The 586-nt window shown below is 69.3% G+C and carries 1 pseudogene; it reads right to left on the bottom strand.

Features of this window, described 5'->3' with window-relative positions:
* Positions 1-181 precede the first annotated feature (181 nt).
* A pseudogene (locus AC1D01_RS37945) lies at positions 182-586 on the bottom strand (AsmA family protein); the annotation flags it as partial.

The following is a 586-nucleotide window of genomic DNA, read 5'->3' on the forward strand; positions in this document are numbered from 1 at the left end:
CAGCTTGTCGATGCGCGCCAGGTAGGCGGTGCGCGTCGGCGTGCTGCGCTCGCGGATGCGGTGGGTGACTTCCTGCAGGGCTTGTTTCATGGGCGGCACCTCGCGGCCGGGGTCGTAACCAGGCTTTCGAGTATCGCGTAACCAAGTTACAGCGTCAATTCAAGATGAACTCGCGATCGGCTCAGCCGCCGCCCGGCGCCGCGTGTTGCCGGGCGCGTTCCAGCAAGGCGTTGCACCCCTCGCCCGACGGCTGCCGCTCGCCCACGTCGACCAGCGGGATCAGCGCCGCCAGCGGATTCAACAGCCCGAGCAGCACGCTGGTGCCCACCTTGCGCGCGAGCGGCGCCTTCTCGAGCGAGATCTTCGGGTCGCTGAAGCTGCCCTGCACGCGCAGCGGCGTGCGCAGCGCGAGCGGGCTGAAGTCCTTCGGCGTGACGACGGCGCGCAGGTCCATGTTCTCTTCGGCGAGCGACAAGGTGCCGTCGGCCCAGATCGTCGAGTCCCGGGTGTCGACCACCATCGCGCGCGGCCGCAGCACGCCCTGCTTCGCCTGCAGGTCGACGAGCGCGCAGTCGATCGTCAGCAG

This window comes from Rhizobacter sp. P3_B12, from assembly GCF_056402895.1.